This is a genomic window from Mesorhizobium sp. M0028, assembly GCF_040323855.1.
GTDB lineage: Bacteria > Pseudomonadota > Alphaproteobacteria > Rhizobiales > Rhizobiaceae > Mesorhizobium.
Window position 1 is genome coordinate 486,307 of sequence record NZ_JAMYVG010000003.1, and the last position, 23,435, is coordinate 509,741.

General features: G+C 60.6%; 22 protein-coding genes and 1 pseudogene. 5 read left to right on the forward strand and 18 right to left on the reverse strand.

Annotated features, from left to right (window positions below):
- Nucleotides 1–74: 74 nt before the first annotated feature.
- The 7 genes from NKJ93_RS10175 to NKJ93_RS10205 form a co-directional block, all read right to left on the reverse strand.
- Nucleotides 75–1,613, reverse strand: a complete 1,539-nt coding sequence (locus NKJ93_RS10175; RefSeq protein ID WP_023718492.1) for an ABC transporter substrate-binding protein — start codon at nucleotides 1,611–1,613, stop codon at nucleotides 75–77.
- A 397-nt stretch (nucleotides 1,614–2,010) separates the two neighbouring features.
- Nucleotides 2,011–3,300 (reverse strand): ABC transporter substrate-binding protein, encoded by a 1,290-nt coding sequence (locus tag NKJ93_RS10180; RefSeq protein WP_023718494.1) that lies wholly within the window; start codon nucleotides 3,298–3,300, stop codon nucleotides 2,011–2,013.
- Nucleotides 3,301–3,328: 28 nt separating this feature from the next.
- Nucleotides 3,329–4,165: a carbohydrate ABC transporter permease gene (locus NKJ93_RS10185; protein WP_023718495.1), complete on the reverse strand. Its 837-nt coding sequence runs from the start codon at nucleotides 4,163–4,165 to the stop codon at nucleotides 3,329–3,331.
- Nucleotides 4,155–5,102, reverse strand: coding sequence for a carbohydrate ABC transporter permease (locus NKJ93_RS10190; RefSeq protein ID WP_023718496.1), 948 nt, complete (start codon nucleotides 5,100–5,102; stop codon nucleotides 4,155–4,157). The genes NKJ93_RS10185 and NKJ93_RS10190 overlap by 11 nt, the downstream gene beginning before the upstream one ends.
- A gap of 24 nt (nucleotides 5,103–5,126) precedes the next feature.
- Nucleotides 5,127–5,990: a TauD/TfdA dioxygenase family protein gene (locus tag NKJ93_RS10195; protein ID WP_023718497.1), complete on the reverse strand. Its 864-nt coding sequence runs from the start codon at nucleotides 5,988–5,990 to the stop codon at nucleotides 5,127–5,129.
- Between the two features lie 111 nt (nucleotides 5,991–6,101).
- The gene (locus NKJ93_RS10200) at nucleotides 6,102–6,806 is read right to left on the reverse strand and encodes a TetR/AcrR family transcriptional regulator (RefSeq protein WP_352588814.1); all 705 of its coding nucleotides are present in this window, start codon (nucleotides 6,804–6,806) and stop codon (nucleotides 6,102–6,104) included.
- 263 nt (nucleotides 6,807–7,069) lie between these two features.
- Nucleotides 7,070–7,552 (reverse strand): Lrp/AsnC family transcriptional regulator, encoded by a 483-nt coding sequence (locus NKJ93_RS10205; protein WP_023718499.1) that lies wholly within the window; start codon nucleotides 7,550–7,552, stop codon nucleotides 7,070–7,072.
- Between the two features lie 87 nt (nucleotides 7,553–7,639).
- Between NKJ93_RS10205 and NKJ93_RS10210 the strand changes: the two genes are divergently transcribed.
- The gene (locus NKJ93_RS10210) at nucleotides 7,640–8,713 is read left to right on the forward strand and encodes a pyridoxal-phosphate dependent enzyme (RefSeq protein WP_031193821.1); all 1,074 of its coding nucleotides are present in this window, start codon (nucleotides 7,640–7,642) and stop codon (nucleotides 8,711–8,713) included.
- Nucleotides 8,714–8,808: 95 nt separating this feature from the next.
- Nucleotides 8,809–9,426 carry a glutathione S-transferase family protein gene (locus NKJ93_RS10215; RefSeq protein ID WP_352483668.1) on the forward strand — a complete coding sequence of 206 codons (618 nt, stop codon included), beginning with the start codon at nucleotides 8,809–8,811 and terminating at the stop codon, nucleotides 9,424–9,426.
- Nucleotides 9,427–9,435: 9 nt separating this feature from the next.
- Here the strand turns inward: NKJ93_RS10215 and NKJ93_RS10220 are convergent, their stop codons facing one another.
- Complete coding sequence (locus NKJ93_RS10220) at nucleotides 9,436–10,293, reverse strand: protein-L-isoaspartate O-methyltransferase family protein (protein ID WP_352588817.1); 858 nt, start codon at nucleotides 10,291–10,293, stop codon at nucleotides 9,436–9,438.
- A gap of 532 nt (nucleotides 10,294–10,825) precedes the next feature.
- On the reverse strand, nucleotides 10,826–11,146 hold the full coding sequence (locus NKJ93_RS10225; protein ID WP_023718503.1) for an ABC transporter ATP-binding protein: 321 nt from the start codon (nucleotides 11,144–11,146) through the stop codon (nucleotides 10,826–10,828).
- Between the two features lie 390 nt (nucleotides 11,147–11,536).
- Here NKJ93_RS10225 and NKJ93_RS10230 point away from each other — a divergent pair, with 390 nt between their 5' ends.
- Complete coding sequence (locus tag NKJ93_RS10230; RefSeq protein WP_352483670.1) at nucleotides 11,537–12,193, forward strand: Crp/Fnr family transcriptional regulator; 657 nt, start codon at nucleotides 11,537–11,539, stop codon at nucleotides 12,191–12,193.
- 476 nt (nucleotides 12,194–12,669) lie between these two features.
- Here the strand turns inward: NKJ93_RS10230 and NKJ93_RS10235 are convergent, their stop codons facing one another.
- The 5 genes from NKJ93_RS10235 to NKJ93_RS10255 all read right to left on the reverse strand — a co-directional run bounded on the left by NKJ93_RS10235 (nucleotide 12,670) and on the right by NKJ93_RS10255 (nucleotide 17,926).
- Nucleotides 12,670–12,846, reverse strand: a complete 177-nt coding sequence (locus tag NKJ93_RS10235) for a DUF982 domain-containing protein (RefSeq protein ID WP_023718504.1) — start codon at nucleotides 12,844–12,846, stop codon at nucleotides 12,670–12,672.
- 391 nt (nucleotides 12,847–13,237) lie between these two features.
- A complete protein-coding gene (locus NKJ93_RS10240) occupies nucleotides 13,238–14,347 on the reverse strand; it encodes a LacI family DNA-binding transcriptional regulator (protein WP_352588820.1) in 1,110 nt (369 codons plus the stop codon).
- 109 nt (nucleotides 14,348–14,456) lie between these two features.
- The gene (locus NKJ93_RS10245; RefSeq protein WP_023718506.1) at nucleotides 14,457–15,986 is read right to left on the reverse strand and encodes an amino acid ABC transporter permease/ATP-binding protein; all 1,530 of its coding nucleotides are present in this window, start codon (nucleotides 15,984–15,986) and stop codon (nucleotides 14,457–14,459) included.
- A gap of 76 nt (nucleotides 15,987–16,062) precedes the next feature.
- On the reverse strand, nucleotides 16,063–16,899 hold the full coding sequence (locus tag NKJ93_RS10250; protein ID WP_352483671.1) for an ABC transporter substrate-binding protein: 837 nt from the start codon (nucleotides 16,897–16,899) through the stop codon (nucleotides 16,063–16,065).
- Between the two features lie 160 nt (nucleotides 16,900–17,059).
- Nucleotides 17,060–17,926: a PfkB family carbohydrate kinase gene (locus NKJ93_RS10255; protein ID WP_023718508.1), complete on the reverse strand. Its 867-nt coding sequence runs from the start codon at nucleotides 17,924–17,926 to the stop codon at nucleotides 17,060–17,062.
- 101 nt (nucleotides 17,927–18,027) lie between these two features.
- Here NKJ93_RS10255 and NKJ93_RS10260 point away from each other — a divergent pair, with 101 nt between their 5' ends.
- Both NKJ93_RS10260 and NKJ93_RS10265 read left to right on the forward strand, forming a co-directional pair.
- Nucleotides 18,028–19,029 (forward strand): SIS domain-containing protein, encoded by a 1,002-nt coding sequence (locus tag NKJ93_RS10260; protein ID WP_023718509.1) that lies wholly within the window; start codon nucleotides 18,028–18,030, stop codon nucleotides 19,027–19,029.
- Between the two features lie 64 nt (nucleotides 19,030–19,093).
- A complete protein-coding gene (locus NKJ93_RS10265) occupies nucleotides 19,094–20,221 on the forward strand; it encodes an NAD(P)/FAD-dependent oxidoreductase (protein WP_352483672.1) in 1,128 nt (375 codons plus the stop codon).
- 187 nt (nucleotides 20,222–20,408) lie between these two features.
- On the opposite strand, the gene NKJ93_RS10270 is transcribed toward NKJ93_RS10265, so the two are convergent.
- From NKJ93_RS10270 to NKJ93_RS10285, 4 genes and pseudogenes are all read right to left on the reverse strand, one after another.
- Nucleotides 20,409–20,846 (reverse strand): TA system VapC family ribonuclease toxin, encoded by a 438-nt coding sequence (locus tag NKJ93_RS10270; RefSeq protein ID WP_023718511.1) that lies wholly within the window; start codon nucleotides 20,844–20,846, stop codon nucleotides 20,409–20,411.
- Nucleotides 20,843–21,070, reverse strand: a complete 228-nt coding sequence (locus tag NKJ93_RS10275; RefSeq protein ID WP_023718512.1) for a ribbon-helix-helix domain-containing protein — start codon at nucleotides 21,068–21,070, stop codon at nucleotides 20,843–20,845. The genes NKJ93_RS10270 and NKJ93_RS10275 overlap by 4 nt, the downstream gene beginning before the upstream one ends.
- A 257-nt stretch (nucleotides 21,071–21,327) precedes the next feature.
- Nucleotides 21,328–22,374 (reverse strand): annotated as a pseudogene (locus NKJ93_RS10280) (zinc-binding alcohol dehydrogenase family protein).
- Between the two features lie 95 nt (nucleotides 22,375–22,469).
- On the reverse strand, nucleotides 22,470–23,336 hold the full coding sequence (locus NKJ93_RS10285) for a sugar ABC transporter substrate-binding protein (protein WP_502897873.1): 867 nt from the start codon (nucleotides 23,334–23,336) through the stop codon (nucleotides 22,470–22,472).
- Nucleotides 23,337–23,435 lie beyond the last annotated feature (99 nt).

Here is a 23,435-nt window from a genome sequence, read left to right on the forward strand (position 1 = left end):
GTTTGCTGGGCGCCGGCTTTGTCGGCCGGCACCCGGTCGCCTGTCGTTGAGTGGAGGCGGAAAGCAGGACCGTCTCAGTTGCCTTCCAGATAAGCGTTCCAGAAATAGGGCCATGGCGCCGGCGTCACGGCTTTCAGCTTGGGGGCCTGGGCGGCCAAGGCGTTGAAGTCGCCGACCTTGAACGCTGGAACCTCGTCGTAGATCGCCTTCTGGACATCTGCGAACAGCGCGACGCGCTTGGCCGGATCGGCTTCGGCGTTGAACGCCTCAAGCACCTGGTGCTTGCGATCCGAAACCCACCAACCCGGAGAGGAGTCCGACATTATGCCGGTCAGCGACGGCTCGGGCAGGAACGGACTGTGGCTAATGTAGATGTCCCACAGCGCCGGGTCGGTGCGGTTCTTGGTCAGCGTCGCCCATTCGACCACGTCGAGCTGGACCTGGAAGCCGGCGGCTTTCAGATACTCGGCCGCGACCTGCGCCAGCTTGTAGTGGAACTCGTATTGGCGGCTGGTGAGGATGCGCAAAGGCTTGCCGTCATAGCCGGCTTCCTTCAGCAGCGCCGCAGCCGCCTCAGTGTCGCCATCGGGCTTGTAGGGCTCGGTGCCGGCGTCCGTGTGCCAGGCAAAGCCTTCGGGATACATGTCGCCGTCGGCTGCGAAGAACTCCTTCGATCCGAATGCGGCGAGCAGCATGTCGTTCGGCGCCAGCGCTGCTTGTATCGCCTTGCGGATGCGAATGTCGGAATTCAGCCCCTGCTTGGTATTGAGGACGAATACCGGCCAACCGAACGGCTTCAAGATGACCGGCTGGGTCTTGCCACCCGAGATCTTGTCAAAGGACTCGACCGGCAGCGAGTCAACATAGGCGAACTGGCCGGAGACAGCGCCTTCGACGCGCGTGTTCGCATCGGGAACCGGCACGAAACGGATTTCGTCGAGATACTGTTTTCTGGCGCCACCATAGCCGTTGGGTTCGCCGTCGCGCGACTTGTAGCCGTCGAACCGGGCAAGCTGGATGTACTGGTCCGGCTTGCGTTCCTTCAACATATAGGGGCCGGTACCGACGAAGCTGGTCAGCGGCTCCTGTCCCACGTTTTCGGACGGGATGATGATTGCGGCCGCATTGTTGAGTGAGAGCAGCGACAGAAGTGGCGCGAACGGCTTTTTCAGGGTGAGCTTGACGGTGTGGTCGTCAACGGCGTCGACCGTGGCGATGACTTCGGCTGCCTGCTTGCCGCGCGTGGCAATCTTCATCCAACGCTGCAGCGAAGCGACCACGTCGGCCGAATTCATATCGCTGCCGTCGTGGAACTTAACGCCGGTTCTGAGCGCGATGGTGTAGGTACGGCCATCCGGTGAAATCTGTGGCATTTCGGCGGCCAACAGCGGCGTGATGCCCCAGTCCTTGTCGAAGGTATAGAGCGTCTCGTAGATGTGCTGCGTGACAATGCCAACCAGATCGGCGGTCGAGGCCATCGGATCCAGTGTCGGCGGCTCCCCAATGGTCGCCACATCAATCACTCCACCTCTAGCGGGCTCGGCCCAGGCAGCGCCTGTCGCCGGCAGCATAAGCGCGGCGAGTGAAGCGACGATTTGCAAGAAACGCTTCATCTTGGTTCCCTTCGCTCTGTTCCATAGTAATGGAATTTATATCCTAGTTACGGACGAAGTAAACGCATCCGAATATGATGTCGTCAAGCTTTTTTCGCCCAGAGGACGTCGCGCGGCTGGAGTCGCTGATGATCCTCGTGCGCCAAGGCGTGGCCTCGCCGTAAGGCCTGCATCACGCGATCGCCCAGGCGCCTAGGCCGCGTGGTGGGATATCGGTGGCGGCGCGCTGAACCTGCTGTCTGCCGCCAGCGCACTGCTAAGCAGTCCTGAGCTCGCGCGATCGAACTCAGGTCCATGGAACACCGCCTCACCCGACGACGACTTTACGACCGCGCTGATCCTCGCCGGTTGGTCGCCTGGCAAGTAGCAGGCGACATGGCCACGTCAGTCCATACGATCAAGCTGGCATTAGCGGCTTGACGCGATCGACAATGGCGGCGACCGCTTCCTTCGGGCTCTTGCGACCGAGGACGGCGAGCTGAACCTCCTCGAGAAACGTCGACTGAGCGCGAGCGGCTTCGGGAAAAGCCGGAAAGGCCGGTCGCGCCTTGGCAAGGGCGGCTGCCTCGACCGTCGCCTGTGGCAGCGCCCCGGCGAACGACGGCTCGGCATAGGTCGAAGCGCGGACGGGGCCATTGCCGTTGCGCGCCATGTCGAGTGTGGCGGCCTTGCTCGCTACGAAGCGGATGTAGCTCCAGGAGAGCCTCTTGTCCGCCGAATTGGCGGGAATGGCCATTGCCCAGGATTCGACGACTGGGTGCATTTCCTGACCGGTGCCGAGGGTCTTGGAGCCGGGAAACTCGATCGGCTTGATCTTTCCCGGCGCAGTCGACTGTTCCTTGCTGTTGAGCTGCGCGTAGCGGGCGAAAGGCAGCACCGCGAAGGCAGCGCGTCCCTGCTGCATCCACGTCGCCATGTCGTCGTTGCGCGTTGTGGCGTAGCTGCGGGGAAGCGCCCCGGCCTTGAAGAGGTCGGCGAGCACGGACAGGCCCTTTTCCATCGCCTCCGGATCGGGAACCACCTTGAACTGCTTGTCGATGAAATCACCGCCGAACGCGCGGGCGAACATGACCGGGAAGACGGCGAGGTCGCTCGCAAGGATCATGCCGACGGCCGGCGTACCAGACTTGGAGGTGAAGGTCAGCTTCTTCGCCTGCTCGACCAGCTCCTCCAATGTGTTCGGTGGCGCCGAAATGCCGGCCTCCTGAAGCAGCTCCTCGTTGTAGAAAAGCCCCTGCGTGGCATGGCGCACGGGGATGCCGACGAGCTTGCCGCCGACGGTCATCGATTGGCGCAGGCCCTCGGCGATATCGTCGAAATCGTCGATCGGCTCGGCTTTCTTGAGGTCGTCGAGCGGCTCGAACAGCGAGGCGATCTGCGACGTCATGCGGTTGTCGATGACATAGCCGACGTTGAAATCGGTCTCGCTCAGGCTCGCCTCCCGGAATAACCGGTCCTGGAGCGGATTGCTGTCAAGCGTAGTCCAGGAGATCTGGGCGTTGTTCTTGTCCTCCCAGGGCTTGATGACATTGCCGGCGGCGCCGGTCGTCAGGTTGGCTTGGTGGACGCGATGGCAAAGCACGTTCAGCGTCTTTACCTGGGCATGGGCCAACCGACCCAATGCGCCCGTCGCGCCGGCGGCCATCGCGGTCGTCAGCAGGGCTCTGCGTGTCATGTGCAAAGGCATTGTCTTCCTCCCTTTCTCGGTGACGTCGTCACCCCTTGGTCGCGCCGGCGGTCAATCCGGCGACCAGAAACCGGTTCATCAGGACCACGAAGACGAGAACCGGCAGCAATTGGACGGTAGAGGCCGCAAAGAGCACGCCCCAGTCGACGCCGTCGATCGAACTGATCATCTCCGAAAGGACCAGAGGCGCGGTCTTGGCGTGGTTGGCGGTGAAGATATAGGCGAACAGAAACTCGTTCCACGCGAAGACGACTACGAAGACGGCGACGGCGAGCATGCCGGGCGCTACGAGCGGCAAGATGATCTTGACAAGGATCGTCAGCGGCCGCGCGCCATCGAGGACAGCCGCCTCGTCGAGTTCGCGCGGTACCTGATCGATGAACGTGCGCATCAAGAGCGTGCCGAGCGAGACAAAGAACGTCGCGTAGAGCAGGATCAGCACCAGATGGGTGTCGTTGAGCCCGAGCCGATTGACGACCGGGAACAGTGGCAGCGTCACGACGATCGGCGGGATCAGCCGCGATCCGATCAGAAACATCACCGATCCTTCCAGGAAACGGACGCCCCGATAGCGTGAGTAGGCAAAACCGGCGAGCATACTTGCCATGACGGCAAGCGCCGTCGCCCCGGTGGTGATGATCAGGCTGTTGACGAGCCCGTCGAAAAAGGCCGGCCAGCGCTGCCACAGCGAGGCGTAGTGCTCCAAGGTCGGTTCGAAGAAGAGCTCCGGTGGAACCGCGAAAATCTCGCGACCGGGTTTGAACGACGAGAGCACGATGAAGCCGATCGGAAACAGTGACCAGACGACGATTGCCGCAACAGCGAGCATCTTTCCGGCACCGATGGCGAGACGCCTAGAACGCATTGGCCAGGGATTCCTTGCGCAGCCGCCATACATAGCCAGTCGCAAGCAGCAGCGAGATGACGACCATCATCCACGCCGTCGCGGCCGCCGTGCCGAACGAGTTGTAGCGGAAGCCTTCCTGATAAAGATAAACGGAAACGACCTCGGTCGTGCGTGCCGGGCCGCCCTGGGTCAGGAGCCAGACCTCGGAAAAGAGGCGGAAGGCGAAGATGTAGCGGAAGAGCAGCGCGATGAGCATCGCTGGCGCCAGGAGCGGCAGCGTGATGTTGCGGAAGAGCTGGAACGCATTGGCCCCGTCGGTGCGCCCAGCCTCGTAGAGCTCCTTCGGAACCGCGAGTCGTGCCGCATAGAGGATGATGAATGTGAATGGCAGGTGCAGCCAGATCGTGAGCAGGCCGACGAGGACGAGGCCGTGGGAAGGGATGAACGTCCAGTCGAGCGTCGGCAGACCGGTGTATCGCAGCATTAGCGTGATTGGGCCGACGTCCGGATCGAACAGGAAGCGCCACATTGCGACCGCCGTCACCTCGCTGATGGCGTAGGGAGCGAGCACCACGACGAGCATGACGCGCTGGAGGGGAAGCCCGGAAGCGAAAAGCAGGGCCAGGCCAAGGCCGAGCAGCAGTTCGATGTGAACCGCCACGGCGACGACGAGGACGGTGTTCCAGACCGAACACCAAAAATAGGGATCGGTGAGGACGCGGATGTAGTTATCGAACCCAACGAAGGTTGCCGATTGGCCGAATGACGAGGCTTCGAAACTCAGCCACAGGACGAAGATGGCGGGGAGCACGATGATCCCAAGCACCAGGAGGTGTACGGGCGTCGCATAGAGGTAGGCAGGCGAAAACGCGAAGCGCCGCCTCTTGGTCTCGCCAGCCGCTTCCGCCGTCCCCTCCCCCCTGTGGCCGACGGATGCCTCGGAACCAAATGCCATTGCTCCTCCCTGAGCGGTTGCGCGTCAGCCGTCCCTGGCGGCAAGTGGAACGGTGCCCTCCACCGTTGTCCTATACATCACCCGGCGATATCCGGGATAATCGTTGATGGCGGTGTGCAGGACATGGGGATTGTTCCACATACCGAGCGTCTTCGGTTCCCAACGCAGCCTGCAGTTGAACTCGGGCCGGACAGCCCGCGCCATCAGGAAGTCGATCATCGGCTTGCTTTCTTCCTCCGTCATCCCCTTGAAATTGGTCATCACGCTGCTGACGAAGACATAGCGCCGGCCAGTCTCGGGGTGGCGACAGATCACAGGATGCTCGACGACGGCATTCTCGATCGCCTCGACATCGGCCTTGACGCCGAGCCGGCTGTGGGCCGCGTTGATGGCGAAGACCCCGCGGCCGCTATGGACGCCCGTCAGGCCTTGCAGGATCTCGACCAGCCGCGGCGAAAGCGAGTCATATGCCTTCTCGAGGCTGGAGAAGCAGGTGTCGCCGCCAACCGGCGGCACCTCCTCACCGTAGAGGATCGTAATGCCCGGCGGCTTCGGTAGCCAGGCGAGGTCCATGTGCCAGTCCTCGCCGATCACCTTGCCCGTGTCGTCCGGCTCGCGCACGAAGCGCACGATATCGTTAAAGCCGTCGATCGGCGTGTGCACCGGATTGCCGCTAAATGGTCCGAACCGGCGGGCGACCTTGTGGACGCCGGCGGCGTCAAGCTCCTGATCGCGCACGGCGAGCGCATGATACTTGTAGAGCGCGCGGCGAACGTCCTGGAAGGCATCCTCGCTCGCGCTCGCCAGATCGATCCCACGAATTTCTGCACCGAGCGCTCCAGTGAAGGGGCTGACCTCGAAACGAGTGAATGCGTCATCGCGCAGCACGTGATCCTCCCTAATACGCGCCTCGTCGCCATCATGGGCTGACTTACCTGCAAGTAAGTAACTTGAAAGCCAAAGGCTGTCAACTCACCCTCGCTTTGATCCACTGGATGTCTAGCCTCGACCCGAGCCCTTCCCCGCATCATGCCAAGCGGCGCGGATGATCGCGGCGAGCGCTGCGAAGGTCCTGGCGACCTCGTCGAAGCTTCCGGTGTCCTGCGTCATTGGTGGACAGGACAGAAGGGTAATGCGCAGCATGTGCACGAGCTCGTCGCTGAGTGTGTGGGAGGAAAGCTCTCCGTCCTTCACCGCCTGGTCTACCGCATGACGCAGGCTCTGATCATAGACCCGGTTGACGCGCTCCAGGGCACGTTCCGCTGGTTCGCCGAGAACCGGGAGGTCGTGGCGAAGGCGCGAAAGCGGGCTCCACATATTGCGGGCTCCCTTCTCAGCATTGAAACGTTCGTAGAAACGGCGCAGATCCTCGAGCTGCATATCGAGACGGTCGAAGAACCGGATATCGGGGGTCGTCCAGAAGCGCTTGATGCGGGCCTCGGCGTTGGCGGCGAAGTCTGCGATCAATTCCTCCATCAGCTGACGCTTGTTGCCGAAGTGATGATGGATGTTGGCGCGCGTCGTGCCGATTGCCGTCGCTATATCGCCGAAGCTGAAACCATCGTGGCCGCGTAGGACATAGAACTCGGCCGCGACCTCTTTGATTCTGGTCCGCGTAGAGTGCGCCTCGTCACCGGGAGATCCTGAAATGTTGGCTCTCATATCCCTTCCGAAATTCATGCCGCTCGCTGCCGCGACGATCACTATGCCGGAACGAGCCGCAACCGCCCACCGACCGGCACCAGACGCGATCAGCGTTGCTATCACAAATTGCCATGCGATGTACCCGTCGTACTAGAGTCTCTTTCTACGCACTGGCGGAACTAATTTGGGCCAGGTGCAGACATTCGCGGTGGGGCGGGTGAGTAGATACGGGAACGCGTATATCGACCTTCAACCTGGTTCGCGCCCTTGACTGATATTACGGGTCAAAAGGGCAATGACCTTGCTGGGGCCACGCCACAAACTCAGGCAGTGGATAGCGGCTGCGCATCGGCTGCGCCGATCACTTCTCTCATCGTCACGATGGTGCGAAACGCCTTCACGTTCGAATCGGCGTGGAAGACTTCCCGCGTGAAGACATCGTACGCCTCCATCCCTGGCAATTGCAGGAGGAGCACGAAATCGGTTTCACCGGTGACATACCAAGCCTGACGAACCTCCGAGCGCCCGCGAAGCTTGCCGATGAAGGCGTCCAACTCGACAGCGCTCTCCCGTTCCAGGGAAACGAGCACATGGATGGTTAGCGGCAGGCCCACGGCCCCCGGGCGAACGACGGCAATGTCTGCTGCGATCACGCCATCCTTCCGCAGCCGGCGCAGGCGGCGCAGAACCGCGCTCTGGGAAAGCCCGACCTGCTCGGCGAGACGCCGCGCCGGGATCTGGTTGTCGCGCTGAACCAGCGACAGCAGCACATAGTCGAAGCGATCGAGGACGGCAGTTTTCGTCATGAGGACAGGCATGTATGACGAAATCAGGCAGGCGAGCAACGATAATAGGCGCCAACCGGCGTGGTTTCCGGGATAGAACTTCGCCTCATGGCCATAGACACACAGCCGGGCCTTGACCCTGATCAGATCGCGGCGCTGTTACAGCGCCTGTCGCCATTTTATGCACCGACACCGTTGCTCGACCTGCCAAACCTCGCTGCGAGCCTGGATGTGGCCCAGGTGCTTGCCAAGAACGAGGGACACCGTGCCCTGGGCAGCTTCAAGTCCCTCGGCGGCACTTATGCTGGTCTGTGTGCTCTGGCCCGGGCTACCGGGATGGATATCGACGAATTGCTCGATCCAGAGCGGGCCAGGACGCCGTTGCCGGCGTTAATCACGGCCAGCGCCGGCAATCACGGACTTGCCGTTGCCGCGGCGGCGAAGTTTGCCGGTGGGACGGCAAAAATATACCTCCACACGGGCGTTCCTGCGGCGCGGGTCAGGCGTATCGAATCACAAGGCGCCGAAATCGTGTGGGTCGACGGCACCTACGACGATGCCGTCGATCGGGCCTCCGCGGCGGCCCGGGCCGGAGAAGGCATTCTGGTGGCCGACACCTCTAGCGACCCGGACGACCTAGCTGTAGCAGATGTCGTCGCTGGCTATGGCGTGCTTGCTGCGGAAATTCGTCGCCAGGTCAACGAGATCGGCCATCTGAGGCCAACCCACCTCTTCGTGCAGGCCGGTGTCGGCGGACTTGCCGCCGCCCTGACGACTGGGCTGAAGGACTGGTTGATGCCTCCAGCCATGATCGTCGTAGTAGAACCAGAGGCCGCAGCCTGCGTCGCGGCCGGGCTGTCGCAAGCACGGTCCGTGCGGATATCCGGCGATCTCAAGACGTCGGCAGACATGCTCGCCTGTGGCGAAGCAGCCGCATCGGCGCTCGACGTACTCCGCCAAGGCAACGCTCGGGTCATAACCGTGTCCGAAGCGGCGCTTGCCGACGCGAAGAGCCGACTTCGCGAGGCAAACGGTCCAGGCACAACCCCGTCGGGTGCGGCCGGCCTCGCCGGCCTCGCCACCGCCGTCGCGACTTCCGGCCCATCGCGGGAGCTTGCGCTCGACGAATCGAGCCGGGTGCTGATCATCGTGACCGAGGCCGAACTGGAGAAGGACGCATGACGATGGCGCCAAACCCCGGACCATTGAACAAAAGAGCGGCTGGGCCGCGGACTGCTCGAGATGCCCACGCTTCAGACTCAACGCAGAACGGGTCCATGAAGCTCATCTACCAGACCCACTCCCCCTACGCGCGCAAGGTTCTGGTCTTTGCCCACGAGGCCGGGCTTGCCGGACGTCTGCGCGTCATTCATCACGAGACGAGCCCCATCAATCGCAACGATGATGTGTTTGCGATCAATCCGCTTGGCAAGGTGCCCGCTCTCGTTCTCGACGACGGCTATGCGATCTTCGATTCGAGCGTAATCTGCAGCTATCTCGACAGTCTCGAAAGCAGTCCTCGGCTCATCCCCGAAACAGGGCGAGCAAAATGGTCCGCCTTGCGCCTCCAGGCGCTCGCCGGCGGCATGTGCGACGCAGGCATTTCCATCCGCTGGGAAAACGAGCGCCGCCCTGAACATCTGCGTTATCCTGCCTTGGGCGCAGGCATGACGATGAAGCTCATCGAATCCTATAACTTCGTGGAACGCGAGGTCGAATTCGACGCACCGCTCCATGTCGGCCACATCGCGCTCGCCACTTGTCTAAGCTGGCTGGAATTCCGGGGACTGCCCGACTTCTTGCAGGGAAGGCCACGACTGACACGATGGTATAGATCCTTCGTGGAACGCCCTTCAATGCGTGCCACACCCTACGACGGCGACACGCGTGATTGATATCGATCGCTAGGCTTTCGAAATCCAGTATGTGTCGGTCACCAGCCAAGCGTTCTCGAGGCCATTTGCTGGTCGGCCTGGATGATATTGCGCGAGACGGGTGACCTTGCCTCGGGCAGCCTTGAGGGCGGCCATCAAGGCCTTTTCTTCGTCACTGCGCCTAGCTCCGCTGCAGGGGTAAAACCCGCATGGCACAAGTGACCGTACGGGAAACGTATCGCCGACCCTTTCCAGAAGCATCATGAAACCTCGTCGGTCCTCACCTGTGAACGGCAGTGCCATCCGGCCAGCGTCGGACAAATTTGAAAGCCACCGTTCCGGCACGTGCGTCACGCCGGCAAAAGCGACCACGACATCGAGGTTTGGCAGATCAACTGCCTGCGTTGCATCACCTGATATCACTTCTACATGGGCACAATGAGCAAGATTGCTTTGCGCACGCCGAGCCAGTTCTTCGTCGATCTCATATGCAATCACGCGTCCTTCAGAACCCGTTAGTTCAGCGAGGATGGCGGTGAAATAGCCGACACCGGCGCCCACCTGAAGGACAGTCTGGCCGGGAGTGATGTTCAGATGGTCGAAAACCAATGCCCAAAGCGACGGCAAGCCGCTGTTCAGTCCGCGTTTTTCGTCAAGCAAGACCAGAACGTCGTGGTAAATCTCATGAAGTGCGGCTGAAGGGCTGGTATGGACCGCCCCGATTTGCAATCTCGAATGGATACGCCAAGGCCCGTTGCCAAGGTAGTGTTCGCGCGGAACCTTTGCGAAGGCCTCGATGACCGCAGGGTTGTGCAAGACAGGTGATGAGACACGCAGATCTTCGGCAAACCACCGGCGCGCTTCACTAGCATCGATTCTTGTCGGCATGGAATATCGGCTCCGGATCGCACGTACTCAATCATGCTCTCAGAAAACCGAACGACGGCAAAGGGGCGCTATCCCCGCATTGAAGGGCAATGCCCGCTATCCGTTTGCCATAGAGCGCAGCTTTGCCGAGTGCCCTGCCCTCTTTGCCTGTGGACCCGCCCGTTTCGGCGCCTGGCGTCTGACCGAATTTGGCGCACGGGTGCCCGGAACGACGCCAGGACATCAACTCGCGCGGCGGATTGATACTCATTCTCGTGACATAGGGGGATTTTATAGCAAAGCGCGGACACCGGCGGCAACCTCGGCCAAGTCGTCATTGAGCTGGTGGTTGCGGCCGTCGAGCCGATGCAGGAGCGCGCTGGGTATCGCTGCTGATAGAGATCAATATGCGCAAAAGCGCAAGTTCGTCCCTGCTGCCGTGATGGCTTTTTCGTGGGCGAGAACCATCAAAATTTCTGGCATTGTTCCGAAGGCCGACCGCGAGGCTGTAAGGCGTGGCGATATGGAAGACACGCAACGCTCCGCCCGACGATCACATCCTCCGGCTGGCCAGCAGCCTTGTGAGCCAGTTCGGATCCATTTCCGGCACGGAGGATAAAAGCCGCTCGGTATAGGGGCCGTGCGGCGGCGTGAGAATTTCGCTCTTTAATGCCCGCTCAACGACTTTACCTTGGTGCACCCCAATTTCGTCGGCGATCGCCCGCACGGTGGCAATGTCATGGGTGATGAAAATGCAGCTCATGCCGAGTTCGCGCTGAAGCCGCATTAAGAGCTTGAGGATTTCCTCTTGCACAATCTGGTCGAGCGCGGACGTGATTTCGTCGCAGATGATGAGTTCCGGATCGGCGGCCAACGCCCGGGCGCAAACGCGCTGCTTCTGACCCCCCCGACAGTTCGGCCGGCAGACGATCCAGGTAAGTTTCGCTCATCTCGACCATGTGCATGCGTTCGCCGATCCCCCGATCCCACAACCAAGCCGTACTACTGCGCGGCAAGGTGATTGGCGGTTCGGAGCCTGTTGCCGGACCTTAACCCGGAGACTTAACCGCCCTTGTACACCCTAAGTTAAACGCAGTTTACCAAACAGACGAGGACAGTAGGCAAACCCGCCCCTAGGGTAAGAGGTCGTTCTGTCGATTTATCCGGGAGATACTATTGTCAGTCGTGTGGAAACAGAAGCAAACTTGCGATTCTCCATGCAGACACTATTGCAGTTCATGTGCTCTCATCCCATAGGGGGACGTTGTCGAAGAATGAGTGGGGGAACAACAATTTTCTCGGTGTTACCGCAAAAATCTATAAACCCCATTCGGTGATATGCCGGCAGGAGGACGACAACAGTGAGATATTCATTGTAAAATCGGGCTGGGGCATACTTTATCAGGCACTGCCGGACGGAGAGCGGCAGATCATAGACACTCCCCTCAAAGGGGATGTCGTCGGTTTCCGTGGCTTGGACGGACCCCGTCTTGCGTCGCTGGCGTCCATAACCGAACTAGCTGTTTATGAAATTTCCAGTAAGGAACTGGTCGAGGCCATCCTGTCGGACGGCCGAATCGGGAAGAAGATCGCCTGTTCGCTGGCGCGCCTGAACGCCATCCTTGCCGAACATCTGACAAATACCGGGCGGCGGAACGCGATGAGGCGTACCGCCCATTTCCTGCTGGAGTTGGAAGAGAGGCTCTCCATGGTTGAGCTGTCGGTTGATGGAAGATATGAGTGTCCTCTTGCCCAGCATGAACTGGCCGACATCCTCGGAATGACCACGGTTCACGTCAACCGAACGTTAAGGGAGCTGCGCAAGGCCGATCTCGTCTCTTTCAAGTCAGGCCATGTAGAGGTGATCAACCGCAAGAAGCTGGTCGAAACAGCCGGATTCGACAGCGAGTATCTCAGGTAGCGGCTATATCTCTTTGAACGCCAGCGCATGGACACCAAAATGAAGACGGTCGTTCCGTCGCCGGAACAGTTCGAGACGACATTTACGGAGGGCTGGTCGTGCGCGGGACGCCTGACGTCTCGACGACAGCGGTATGCGGCTCGAGGCGGTCGACGGTTGGGCTGAGCGGAACGCAACCCAGCTCGTGCCGAGCAAAGCAAAGTGTGCGAAGGGAGATCATCATGACCCGACGGCAACACTTGTGAATCGGCGTGCAAAATTCGACGCCGATTTTGCACGCCGATTCACAGGCCGAAGCCTCCCAGACCGAGGACCGGGCGGTATGGGCTGCGAGAGGCTTGGCGGCGAAACACGCTGGCGTCATTGCCGTGGTCGCGCGATGCTAACCCTGCATTAGGCGAATACGGCGAGCCGACGACATTGTTCGTCAGCCGCGACGTGCCTGATATGGAATGAGCTTCCTTCGGAGACAAGAGCTACGGCGGCAGTAGCTTTCCCTCCTCTTTGGCGGCCTCAAGGAACGCTCTGCGAACCACATCGGGCTTCACCTGATCGATCATTGCATCCATGCAGAGTTGCACCGCGCTATGCCACTTAGGGCCGCGCTTGCTCCACTTCAGGAGCTGCTCAGCGGCCCTTCGACGTTGCTGCATTGGTAGATGACGCCGGGACGGCCGGTCTTTACGGGAATCGACGGTGAAAACCAATGGAGCGACATTTGTACATAAGCCTTATCTAAACTAAGAGTTCCGTCAGCCACGCCCCGGTTCGAGCCAAGGATCGGAAAACCGGCTATGGCCCAGCCCCGCGCAGCCCCTTCTGGCTGGCCATATCGGGGTAGGGACGCAGCGTAGACATCTATTTTAGGATGCATTGCCAACTCAGAGATGATCATTGCGGTGATGCGAGCCGCTTGGCTAAAGCCGTCGTGGCAACGCTGATGCAGCGGGGCCGGTGATGACGGTTGTAGTCTCGCGTCTCGGCCGCGGTGCGTTTCTCAGAGCCCCTTAGAGACTGCCCCAGCCATAGACCGTTGCGGCCGGGTCAGACGGCCTCGCGGTTGAGATGAACTGCAATTGAATTGCGCTCCACCAAGCGGGCCGCAAGGACACGGTGCTCGAAAGGTAACGTGGCCTCCGCCAACCTCTTCAAGAGAAGCTCCGCTGCCGCCGCTCCAATCAAATGTGCCGGCTGCGCGATGGCTGTGATACCCTGGGTCACGAACTGCATCCAGTCGAGATCGTCGAAGCAGAGCAGCGAAACGTCTCCTGGAATCGCAAGCTTCAATGCGGAAATGGCCTCCAGAACCCCTGTCGACATCACACCATCGGCCGTAAACAGAGCGGACGGTGCATTGCGCATTGTCAGCAGATCGAGCGCCTCCTTGCGGGCTGCCTCGCTAGAATAGACCGCCACGCGACGGATCAACTGCGGATCCGGCGTAATGCCCGCGGCGCGATGGGCTTCGAGATAACCCAATAGTCTCTGCCAGCTTGGATGATGGTAGCGAAGATCAGCGCTGGAGAGATCAACGTTTGCCACAAACCAGCCAACATCGTCGCGTTGGCCCGGCCCGAGTTCCGCCAATATTCCGATGCGGCTGTGTCCGGCCGCTATCATCGCCGCGATGCTGCTATGCGTTACAGAAACGTTGTCGACCACGACTGAATCGGTTTCCAGGCCCGCCACCATGCGGTCGAACTGCACGACGGGACAGCGAGCCGCGACTGCTTCACGAAGATGATCCGGCTCGTCCACGAAGGTCGATGAGACAATTAAACCGTCGACCTGCTTTTCCAGCAGCAGTTGCACCGCCTCTTGCTCGAGTTCGGCATTTTCATCACTGTTCGTAACGATAACCCCTAAGCCGCCACGGCGCGCGACATCCCCTATTCCGCGCAGCACGCTGGCGTAGAAGGGGCTTTCGATGTCGCCAACCACAACGCCGATAGTCTGCGTTTTACCGGTGATCAGACCTTTGGCAAGGCGATTGGGGCGGTAGCCCAGCTCAGCTGCTGCGGCCCGCACCTTCTCCTGAACCTCGGGGCTGCTGTAGCCGTAGTCACCAAGAACACGCCCGGCCGTGGCGGAACTCACCCCGGCCCGGCGAGCGACCTCTATGATAGTTGCGTTTTTGGGTAATCTTTGAGTCACTCGGCAAACCTACCGCCCATGCGCGCGTTGTGCCGGCGACCTAGCGGCAGTTAAGCCCGCCCCGCAAGGCCGAACACCGGAACAGCCGCCGTTGCGCACACCATTGCAATCACAGCACCTCGGACAAAAAGCGCCCAAGACGCGGGCTTTGCGGGTTATCAAATAGGTCCTCTGGTCGGCCTGCCTCGACAATTCGCCCCTCGTCCATGAATACGACCTGGTTCGCGACCTTGCGGGCGAAATTCATCTCGTGTGTTACGACCACCATCGTCATCCCGCCCCGACCGAGATCGGCCATCAAGTTCAGGACGCCTTTGACCAATTCCGGATCGAGCGCGCTGGTGACTTCGTCGAACAGCATAATCTCGGGTTCGAGGGCCAGGGCGCGCGCGATGGCCACCCGCTGCTGTTGCCCGCCCGAGAGATTGGCCGGCCGATGGTCCTTACGCTCCAGCAGTCCGACTTCATTCAGCCTCGCCAAGGCCGCGCCCTCAGCCTCCTCGCGCGACATGCGTTTAACTTTGCGAAGCGCCAAGGTGATGTTGGCGAGCGCGCTGCGGTCGGGGAACAGATTGAACTGCTGGAAAACCATGCCGACGCGCCGCCGGAGTTGGTCAGGGGTCTGTTTGTAGATGCTTTCGCCATCGAGCAGAATGTCACCGGCTCGACACTCTACGAGGCGGTTGAGGCAACGCAGCAAGGTCGACTTGCCCGAGCCGGATGGACCGATGAGGCAGGTGACGGTCCCCGGCTCCACTTTCAGACTGACGTCATGGAGGACCTGGACGGCGCCATAGGCCATGTCGATATTCTTGACCTCAATACCGCCACCCTTGAAGCGTGTGGGCTCTGCTGCAGGCAACGTCGCTGTGCCCGGCACGCCCGCTTCGGCAAGCTCGGCGACTTCCTTGAGGCCACTTTGCACAGCGGTGATACGTTTGCCGACGCGCATGCGCGCGTCGATGTAATTGACGAGGTGGGTTAGCGGCACCGTGATCACGAGATAGAACACGCCGGCCAGCAACAGCGGCGACAAGTTGCCGGTCAGCACGGCTTGGTCCTGGCCGACGCGGAACAGTTCGCGTTCGGAGGCGAGCAGACCAAGGAAATAGACCAGGCTGGAGTCCTTTACGTTGCCGATGAACTGGTTGACCAGTGCGGGCAGGACGCGGCGGATGCCTTGCGGGATCACCACCAAGCGCATGCCTTGGCCATAGGTCATGCCGAGAGTGCGGGTGGCGTCGATCTGACCACGCTCGACGCTCTGAATGCCGGCGCGGAAAATCTCCCCGATATAGGCGCCGGCGATCAGGCTGAGCGCCAGAATGCCCAGCGGATAAGGCGATGGACCGAACAGATCTCGGCCCAATCGCGCGAAGCCTTGGCCAATGATTAGGATTGTGACGATGGCAGGAAGCCCGCGGAAGATATCGGTGTAGACTCGGGCAAGGAGTTTCAGCGGCCGGTTCTCGGAAATCCCCATCACGGCGAGTACGATACCGATCAGCGTCCCGAAAAACGTCGAGGCAAGGGCCAGGATCAGGGTGTTCTTGAGGCCGACCATCACCATGTTCGGCAGAACTTCTGCCATCGCCTGGAAATCAAGAAAGCTGCGGGCGAAGTTGTCGAACCAGCTCATATCAAGTCCATCTATAACTCGGCCGGGCACCGTTGCTCACGGGCCCGGCCGGAAACGCTAACGAATACGCGCGAATTTACTTCTTTGGCAGATATTGATCCGGCATCGGGGTACCCGGGAACCATTTCTCGTGAAGCCGTTTCCAGGTGCCATCGTCCATGGCCTCTCGCAATGCCTTGTTGAGCGCTTCTCGGAAGGCGTCGTTGCCCTTCTTGACCACGAAACCGGCTGGCGCATCGAAGGACGGCACGTTCATTGTTATCTTCAGGTTCTTATAGCGCTCCACATACTGCTTGGCCGACTCATAGTCAGTGAAATGCCCATCGATCGTCCCGTTGTTCAGCGCCGCCACGGCAGTGTTGTTGTCCGGGAATTTGACGATGTCGCCCTTCAGATTCTTCTCGGCATAGATTTCCTGCAACGTCCCCTGGATCACGCCAATGCGCTTTCCGGCGGTGCTCTCATTGCTCGTCAGAGCCGGATCAGGCGAAATGATCGACAGGTAGCCAGCGAGATAGCCGTCGCCAAAATCCACGGTCTTCTTGCGCTCCGCGGTCGTGCCAATGGCGGCGACAGCGACGTCGAAGCGACCGTTGGCGACAGAGGGCAGCAGGGCCGAGAATTCCTGACCGGTGAAAACGACCTGCTCCTCCTTGAACCCGAGCCGGCGCGCTACGTCGCGGAAGAGTTCAGCGTCGAAACCGGTGAAGTTGCCGTTGGCGTCGGTGAAGACATAGGGTTTCGCATCGCCCATGGTTCCGACGCTGATCACCGTCGGGTCGATGAGGTTGTAGGGGTTGTCGGCCGCTTTTGCCTGCGTTGATGCGGCCAACGTGCCAAGTCCTGTCACCAGCGCGATCGTCAGCGCCAGACCGGATTTCACAAATTGGCGCCTGCTCGAATTCGTTTGCATGTCTTCTCCTCTTACGATTGGCCGAAGTCGGCCTGCGGTCCCACTCGACGACCCATCCATCAAAACGCTCTTTCATGGCGTTGGTTAGATGAATGAGAACGTTATCACTTTGACTAGCATTGTCCATTTCTCGCGTCAATTGCTCAGTTGAATTCCCCAACTAGACGGTTCTCTCGTCTTGAATGCGCCGAGCTCCGCGGAGGACCTCCGGCGTGATCTTTCCTAGATCAATTGCTGCCGCATAGCCGATCGCCCCGTAGTACCGGCAGGTAGCAGCCGCCGCCTCCGCGGCTTGGCTAAGAATGTCCTGAGGCGCCTCTTTCTTAAGCAGGCCGAATAGCGTTCTTGCGATGAAGGTGTCGCCCGCGCCCAGGGTGTCGACGGGTTCGACCAACCGCGCCGGGGTTCGGTAAGAGACGGTGTCGCCGTGAAGCACCGCGCCGGCCCGACCGCGAGTCACAAGAACCCACCTTGAACCAAATGCGAGCAATTCGGCTGCGATTGCGGCCAATTCCTTGTCGTCGAGACCGTCACCCGAGACACAAGCCAGATAGCAATAGGGCCCAATCTCGCGTCGGTGTCCCGGTTCCCGGCGGGTGGAAAAATCATAAGACAACAGTGACTTACTTGATACAGCGGCAACCCACGGGTCCAAACCGCTGGACTGGCCGATGTGGACGGCCTGAAAACCCGAGAGAAAATCCAGATCTTCTTGCGTCGGCGTGAACACCGAAACTCCGAGATCGAAGTCCAGGAAAATCCGATCGGCGTTGCGGTGACCTATGAGGCAGTAGGCGGTCGGCCCTTCAAGGCGCCGCAATCGGGTGATGTCCACGCGGTCGGACTTGAGTGCGGCGTGGATCAAGTCCCCTGCCCGGTCTTTGCCGATCGCCCCAACATAGGCCGACTGCCCGCCGAAGCGGCTGACATACACCGAGACATTGAGGCAATTTCCGCCAGGATACATCTCGCCGCGAGCGAGATAACAATCGACCACGTTGTCGCCCATCGCGGCAATCTTGACCATCGCAGGACTTTCAGTTTAAAGGGTGTGATAACGTTCGCACAATGGCCCGCCATTGTCAATTGTGCGCCGGCCCAAGCTCTGTCAACGAGAAGAGGAACCTAATGATTTTCGCCCTCCCCGCCGACGTTGAACGCGCCCTGGCCGCTACGGCGGGCAGGCAGTTTTCGCATCTATTCCTCGTGGCGTGCGGCGGCTCGCTCTCGATCATGATGGCAGGCAAATACTTTGTCGACCGTCACAGCGGCACATTCGCCTGCGATATCTACAACGCGGATGAGTTCGTCTGCCGAGATCCGCGACGGTTGGGACCTGACGCGCTCGTCGTCCTTTGCTCGCAGACAGGCACCACCCAGGAGACCGTGCGAGCGGCCAATCATGCAAAGGATCAAGGCGCGACGACAATCGGCATGACGCTCGACCAGATATCGCCCCTCGCGCAGGCGGTCGACCACGCAGTCGCCTACCAGGCCTCCTACACGACGGGCAAACCGATCGATGCAGCCCGCAGCAACTACGGCGTGCTCTACATGTTGCTCGCCGGCCTAATCGATGCTCGGGAGGATGCCGGGCTGACCGCCGATCTGCTGATGAGCCTGAGCCATCTTCAGCCGGCGATCGAACGTGCGCACCGGACCTATGCCGACCGGTTTAAGGCCTTCGTACCCCGTTTCGCGCCGCGCAAAGCGATCTACACACTGGCCAGCGGTGCAAGCTACGGTGCGGCGTATTCCTACGCCATCTGCGTGTTGATGGAGATGCAGTGGTACGACTCGCAAGCCATACACGCCAACGAGTTCTTTCACGGCCCGTTCGAGGTGGTGGACCGGGATACTTGCTTCGTGGTCTTGATGGGTTTGGACGAGACGAGGCACCTTACGGAACGCGCTCGCGATTTCCTTTTCAAGCACGGCAGCCGGGAAAACATCCTGGTGCTCGATGGAGCGGAACTCGACCTCAGCGGTATGTCCGAACACATCAAACCCTATCTCGTGCCCTTGGTCTTCTTCGACACTCTATGGCGTTTTGCCTATACGCTGGCTGGTCTGCGCGGCCAGCCGATGCTCGAGGGCCGGCGCTACATGAAGAAGCTCACGGACTACTAGTTCCGCCGCGCTCTGCAGCCATCCAACAACTCCCAGCCCGGCTTCTGCGTAGAAGGATTTTTCTATGACTGCATCCCCAAAACCGCGCCAAGTCGTCGTCATCGGCGCTGGCATCTTCGGCATCTCTTCCGCGCTGCACCTCGCTCGTCTTGGCTTTGATGTAACCATTGTCAACGACGGCGCGCCGGCCAACGGTGCATCCGGCCGTTCACTTTCCTGGCTGAACTCAGCGCGACGTGCTGACACTGCTTACCACCGCTTGAGGCTTGCGGGCATCGACCGTTATCGGACCCTGGCGGCCACAAGGCCGGAAACGGCGTCGTGGCTTCGCTTTGACGGCGGCCTCACCTGGGATGCGGATGATGGGACGAACCAGATCGCCTCCATCTGCCAGCTGGAGCAGGATATTGGTTATGACGCGCTTCTGCTCGGCCCTGCCGAAGTCGGCGCAGTGACGCCCGGTGTCAACGCCAGCGCAATCACCCCGCAGGGTGCCATCTTCAATCCTGGCGAAGGATGGGTTGACCTGCCCTGCCTGATCGATCTGCTGCTCAATGAGTTCCGCTCCCGCGGCGGCAAGCTCGTCCAGAACGCCGGACGCGTGCGGATAGATGCCACAGGTGGTCGCGCGCGTGGCGTCGTCACTGCCGACGGTGTGCCGTTAAAGGCGGATGCAGTGGTCCTTGCCGTTGGGCCAGCGACGCCTGCCATGCTTGCGGAGATCGGAGTTCGTGTCCCCGACGCCACGCCGATTTCACTCCTCTTGAAAACCAAGCCGATCAAGACCGAGCTCCGTGCCGTGCTGAATACGCCGCGCGTGGCGGTGCGCCCGACGCCGGATGGCGAACTTGTTTTGGATTCGGCGTGGTCGGAGGAAGAAGTCGTGGTCAACTCTGATGGAACTTACACCGTGCACGACAAGACCGTCAAAGGACTGCTCGACGAGGCTAGTGCGGTGCTCGAGGGCAATCGGCGGCTCCAACTCGCTACCTATGCAGTTGGCCCGAAGCCCATCCCGGGCGACGGCGAGCCAGTGCTTGGCTCCGTCGAGACCGTCGCCGGGCTTCACGTCGCCTTTAGCCACAGCGGCGCCACGCTTGGATTGATCGTCGGCGAATTGCTTGCCAAAGAAATCGCCTCAGGCAATCCGCATCCCATGCTTGCAACGTTTCGCGCTAGTCGATTCAGCTGAAAGGGCAATTGCGGCAAGGCCGAACTGTCCAAGCGCGGACGCTCAAGGGAGAAGATGAATGCCCCGCAAACTATGGCCAGATAGCCGCTCGCGATCCACTGGAGTGCGCTGAGCGCGACAAGTTGCGCAAGCCTCAATTCAAAGCCAAGAAGATCGAAAGGCAGACTGCACCGAAGAGCCCGGCGGTCTACCTTGTGGGAATTAGGTGCAGTGCAGACTTCCCGCCCTTCACGGGCGCCGCTGACAGCTTGCGGTCAAAGCTGGCAAGTTGGCCGCCTCGCGCCTTGGCGAGCGCGAGAAGGTACGTATCCGTGACCTGTGCCGAAGTCAGGATTTTCGCTGCATCGATGTCGCCGGAGCCAACCAGGCTCACATCGTCGGGCCAGAAGCTGTGCCCGTGCAGAGCCCGCAACTTGGTAACGATTTGCGCAACGATGGCGGGCGAGCCGGGAGAATTAGGATATCTTTGGTTCCCGACGATGCGCAGGACGCCGTTTTCGGTGATCGGACAAGTAGCCCATGCCGCGTTGCCCGTCTCTTCGAACCAGCCATGCGCGTCGCCATAGGCGACGTGACCAGGATCGATCAGTGCGATCAGCACATTGACACCGAGCAGGAAGGTCAAGGCAGTTCGTTTCGCAAGGCGTTGACCGTCTCAAGCGTGACAGGAGGTGCATGCGGCCGAGGCGACAGAAGAGGAATCCCGTTGCGCTCGCCGCCAGCTTGAGGCCGGCGCAGCGAGCGCCGGGCGAGATCGCTAATGACCTCGCCGAGGCTACGACCCTGCTGCCGGGCCATGGCCCTGGCCGCGACCAGGACGTCGTCATCAATCGCCAGTGTGGTTCTCATATCACTCTCCTGACGCGCATCAAACATCACGCATGATGTGGACTAGCTACGTCGGACACTCAAGCGGTGCGAATACCCGGCGGATTTGCGTGGAACACGTTTTGCCGGAAAGATCGTCGCTCCGCGGCTTCAACCTTTATGCGACGAAAACTGCGCCCGCGGTAATCAGCGAAACGCCAAGCCAGTTCGGCAGGGACAATTGTTATCTGAGGAAAACCGCACGGAATACCGTGTCAAGCGCGACGCTTAGCGTGGCGTCACCGAGCAACTCGCCCTCCCACAATGCAGCACCAGGGCTGCGATGACATGTCTTGATCGTGTTGCTGAAGTCGGCCAGATCCTACGTCGATAACGGCCTTGATCAGACCGGACTTCTGCTGCGCCCAGATTGCGATGTCGCGTGGGCTGTCGCGCAGGGTGGTGCGGTGGGTGACAAGCTGGTCGATTGGTATTTTTCCAGCGCGAATCGAGGCAATGACGTGCTGGAAATCGCTACGAGTCGCGTTGCGACTGCCGATCAGCATCATTTCCCGTTTGTGGAACTCTGGATCGGAGAAAGTTATGTCGTCCGGCACGACGCTGACCATCACCATGACGCCGCCATGAGCAACATAGGCAAGGCAGACTGCATCGAACGGCTGTTTCCCGTTGCGTCGAAGACGACGTCGAAACCTGCTCCCGCAGTTCGCGCCGCTATCGTTTCGATGATCGAAGGTCAGCCGCTCGGTATCGACGTCCATGACGGTCACGTTCTGTTGCGCGATTCGCGCAAAAAGCGCCGTGCCGAGGCCGATCGGCCCGGCGCCGATAACCAAGGTGCGAATGCCCGGCCCCGCCATGCATCTGCGGACTGCGTGGGCACCGATGGCCAGAAACTCGACCGTGGCAGCCTCGACCGGTGACAGGCCGGCCGCTGGAATCAAGTTCTGCGCCGGCACGAGAATCTGCTCACTCATGGTACCATCACAGTGCACCCCAAGCACCTCGATCGACATGCAGCAGTTAGGCTTGCCCTGGCGGCAGGCGGCACAATGTCCGCAGGCAAGATAGGGATTGACGAGGATTTGCTCTCCGACCGACAGGTCCACGGGCGCGTTGATTGCCGCGATTGTTCCCGAAACCTCATGGCCCATGACGCGTGGATAGGCGAGGTAAGGATGCCTGCCCTCGAAGATGTGGTAGTCGGTTCCGCATATCCCGACATAGGCGACATTGACCAGTGCCCAGCCCTCCGGCGGAGTGCCTGGTGCCTGCTGTTCCTCAAACACCAGCCTGCCGGGCTCGGCGCATCGCACGACTTTGATGGTGGAGTCCATGATTGTAGTTCCACCCCTTCGCTAAGCTGGAGTCCGGCAACAGAAAGTGGTCCGGCGGTGCAAGCCACCGGACCACTGGTGGATCACTCGAAGTCCTTGACGTTCTGCAGCGTCACCAGTCCGGCGCCGGTATCCACATTGGCCTCGACGGGTTCCCCACGGATGGCCTTGACGACAGTGTCGATGCCAAGCTCACCCATTTTCGCTGGAAATTGAGCTACGCTGGCGTCCTCCGCCCCCGACTTGATCGCCTCGATCTCACCGCAGCAGGCGTCAAAGCCGACCACTATGAGGTTGTCGTTGGCAATGCCGGCATTGCTGATCGACTTGACGGCGCCAGGGATCGGCGGGCCGCAGGCCGAGTAGATCGCCTTGAGATCGGGATTGGCGGTCAGGATATCTTCGGCCACTGACGTACCAAGTTCCAGCGTGCAGTTGGTTGCACCCTTGCCGACGACCTCGACCTTGACGTCGCCCAATCCTTCCATCATGCCGGTGACCCGGTCATCGAGAGCCGGCACCCCGGGAACGCCTTGCAAAATACCGATCTTGTCACCGCTCTTGAGCACCGTCTTCAAATACTCTCCGGCGATCTTGCCGCCGTTGAGGTTGTTGGTCGAGACCAATGCCGTCTGGCCTTTCCAGTTGGGAATGCTGTTGTCGACGAGAACCACCTTGATGCCGGCGGCGACCGCCTTGTCGAGCGCCGGCGCGACCGTCGGGTCGACCGGCGTGATTGCCAGCCCCTTGACGCCCTGCGTGATCATGGATTCGATCAGTGCGATCTGACCTTCGATGTCGGTGGCCGCCTGGCCCTGGCCGGTGACCAGCTCGATTTCCGGATGAGCGGCCGCGTATTTTTTGGCGGCGTCCTCCATGGTCGAGTAGAACGGCACCGGGAATTTCGTGATCAGGCCGATCTTGATCTTGTCTGCGGCCGAAGCCGGCATAGAAAACGCAACGGCGATCGCCAGCCCTGCGAACAGTTTTCGGTTCATTGGCATTGTTTTCCTCCCTTGGATTGAGACGCCTCCCTGCGGGAGACGCTT